Source organism: Actinocrinis sp., from assembly GCF_035650855.1.
Classification (GTDB): domain Bacteria; phylum Actinomycetota; class Actinomycetes; order Streptomycetales; family Catenulisporaceae; genus Actinocrinis.
In genome coordinates this window covers 1-3,059 of sequence record NZ_DASRGV010000354.1, presented here as the reverse complement: position 1 = coordinate 3,059, position 3,059 = coordinate 1, and the positions used below count along the sequence as shown (strand labels likewise).

Genomic DNA, 3,059 nt, shown 5'->3' with positions numbered 1-3,059 from the left:
GGGTCGCTTGCCCGCACGATCGGGGTGATGCTGCCCTGCGGGCCCGTCATTACACGCAATGGTGTCACGAACCGCGCGTAGTCGATAGGGTCCCCGCCCGGCGATGCGCGTCCTCATCATCTCCTGGGAGTACCCGCCGGTGATCGAGGGCGGCCTCGGCCGTCACGTGCGCAAGCTCTCCGAGAGCCTGGCCCGCGACGGCATCGAAGTGCACGTGCTGACCCGCGGTGGCGGCCGCCTCCCGGTCGAGGCCGACCAGCACGGGGTGCGTGTGCACCGGGTGCGCGAGCCGCAGTTCCCCCGCGACCCGAGCGCGTTCGTGCGCTGGGTCGACGCGATGAACGCCGACATGCACGCCCTGGCCGCCGAGTTGTGCGAGCGCTTCGAGTTCGACCTGGTCCACTCCCACGACTGGCTGGTGGCGGGCGCGGCCAAGCGGGCAGCCCGCCAGATCGAGCGGCCCTGGCTGGTCACCGTGCACGCCACCGAGTTCGGCCGCCACCAGGGCTGGGTCCAGAACCATCCCCAGTCGCACATCCACGCCGCAGAGCGGGCCATGGTCCGCCAGGCCGACCACGTGATCACCTGCTCGCGCTACATGCGGGTCCACGTGGCCAACGTGTTCGGCGTGCGCCCGGCCAAGATCACCGCGATCTCCAACGGCATCGACCCCCGCGATCTCGAACCGGTGGCCCCCGATCTCGAACGTCTCCGCGTGAAGTACGCCGCCCCCGGCGATCTGCTCGTTCTGCTGGTCGGTCGCCTGGTCTACGAGAAGGGCTTCCACCTGGCCCTGGACGCGCTCGCGCCGATCGTGCGCCGCCGGGGCGATGTGCGCTTCGTGGTCGCCGGCACCGGGACCGCGGAGGCCGAGCTCAAGCGCCAGGCACGCCGCCTGGGTCTGGCCGACCACGGAGTGTTCCTGGGCTGGATCGGCGACGACATGCTCCACTCGCTCTACCGGATCTGCGACCTGTGCATCGTCCCCTCGATCTACGAGCCGTTCGGCCTGGTCGCGCTCGAGGCCATGGCCTCCGGCTGCCTGTGCGTGGTGGCCGACACCGGGGGCCTGCGCGAGGTGGTGCCGGTCGACGGCACGGTCGGCCTGCGGTTCCCCTCGCGCGACGCCACCGCACTCAGCGCCGTGCTCGAGGGGGTCCTCACCGACGATGGCACCCGCGCCCAACTGGTCGCCGAGGCGCGGGAACACGTCCTGCGCTTCGACTGGGCCGAGGTGGCGCGCCGCACGGCGGAGATCTACGCCACCATGGCCGCCGGCGCCACCGCGCCGGCGCGGTGAGACCGGCCTGCGACCACTCCATAGCCCGAGGCGTAGCGCGAAACCATGCCGGACTCACGCCGTATCGATAAAGATCTACGCCGCGGCGTGCCTGGCCAGCTAGCCACAAGTGGTCGGCAGCCATCCCGGCGGCAACCCGATAAACCTGATGTCATGAAGGGCCCGGCGGGTTCGGCGGCCCCGGGTGGTTTTGCCCGGGAGGTGGTCGGCCCTCCGTCCCGAATTGCAGTTGTTGACCGTGCGGAATTGGGCCGCGCGGCCGGACAATTCGAGAGGAGGACCGACCGTGGAGAACGGTACGCGCTGGGTCGGCATTGACCTGCATCGCCGGCGTTCGTTCGTGACCGCGATCACTGAGGACGGCGAGGTCTCGCTTCGCCGGCGGATCGTGAACGATCGCGACGCGTTTCTGGAGCTGCTGGGCGATCCGGAGGGGACGCATGTGGCGCTGGAGGCGACGTATGGTTGGGAGTGGCTGGCGGATCTGCTCGAGGATGCCGGCTATGAGCTGCACCTCGCGCATCCGCTGCGGACCCGTGCGATCGCCGCAGCACGGGTGAAGACCGACGCGGTCGACGCCGCCACGCTGGCGGCGCTTTTGCGGGCGGGATTGTTGCCCGAGGCATACATCGCACCGCGGGAATTGCGTGATGTGCGCGAGCTGTTGCGTCATCGGGTCGCGCTGGTGGCGATGCGCACCGCGCTCAAGAACCGGGTGCACGCGATCCTGGCCCGCCACGGCATCTTCCACGATTACTCAGACCTGTTCGGGAAAGCCGGACGGCAGTTCCTGGCCGGCCTGGAGCTGCGCCAGGCGTCCCGGCAGCGGCTGGACAGCCTGCTCGCGCTGCTCGATGACTTCGACCGCGAAATTGACGTTGCCGGGAGCGAGATCGACCGGCAAGCCAAGGGTGACGAACGCGTCGCGCTGCTCTGCCAGATCCACGGCATCGGCCGCTACACCGCGATGCTGATCATCGCCGAGATCGGCGACGTCAGGCGGTTCCCCACCGCACGGCACCTGTGCGCGTGGGCCGGACTGACCCCCACCGTGCGCAGCTCAGACGGCAAAGCCCGACTCGGGCACATCTCCCGCCAGGGATCATCAATCCTGCGCTGGGCCGTCGTCGAAGCCGCCCAGCACGTCCCGACCCGCGGCGGGCCGCTACGCGAACAGTTCGAACGGATCGCCAAACGCCGTGGCCGCAGAGTCGCCCGGGTCGCGGTCGCCCGCCAGATCCTCACCCTCTGCTACTACGGCCTCAGGGACGGCGAGATCCGCGCCCTGAAAACCTCCCGCCCCGGCGAGCCGACCGAGTGTCTCGGCGACAGCGACGAACCTCGCCAGTCCGCCACCGTTCCTGATCAAGCCCCCAGGGCGGGAACCACAACCCGTGCACGCTCAGGCGAGCTCGCTCCTATGTCTGGCCTCCCCACCTAAGGACGGCCGCCGTCTTGATTGAGCCCCTGAGCCCCGCACGACACTCTGGTCCGACCCCCGCGACCGAATGGATGACTGGAGCCACATCCCCCACCGGAACGCCGTCAGCGAACCGGCGCCCAACAACCCGAGCCCCATAACCCCCCTTGACAACACCGGGCCCTTCATGGATGACACTCGAGCCGCGAAGGCCGCCGAGCGTCAGGTTATTCGGCGTTGTCCATCTGGAAGGTGAACATGCGCTCGGCGTCGATCCGCATGTACGCCGGGTTACTCTCCGGGTCGTCTCCGCCCTCCAGGAACCGCTCCCACTCCTCG

At 69.4% G+C, this 3,059-nt stretch carries 2 protein-coding genes; both read left to right on the top strand.

All coding sequences use genetic code 11. The annotated features are described in order from the left end of the window. Positions 1-103 precede the first annotated feature (103 nt). Positions 104-1,300, top strand: a complete 1,197-nt coding sequence (locus VFB40_RS24895; protein ID WP_324854760.1) for a glycosyltransferase family 4 protein — start codon at positions 104-106, stop codon at positions 1,298-1,300. A gap of 286 nt (positions 1,301-1,586) precedes the next feature. Next, on the top strand, positions 1,587-2,741 hold the full coding sequence (locus VFB40_RS24890; protein ID WP_324854758.1) for an IS110 family RNA-guided transposase: 1,155 nt from the start codon (positions 1,587-1,589) through the stop codon (positions 2,739-2,741). Positions 2,742-3,059: the final 318 nt, after the last annotated feature.

Bases quoted from the DNA above. Each gene is read 5' to 3' on its own strand.
- VFB40_RS24895 (WP_324854760.1), top strand. From the start codon at position 104: ATGCGCGTCCTCATCATCTCCTGGGAGTACCCGCCGGTGATCGAGGGC.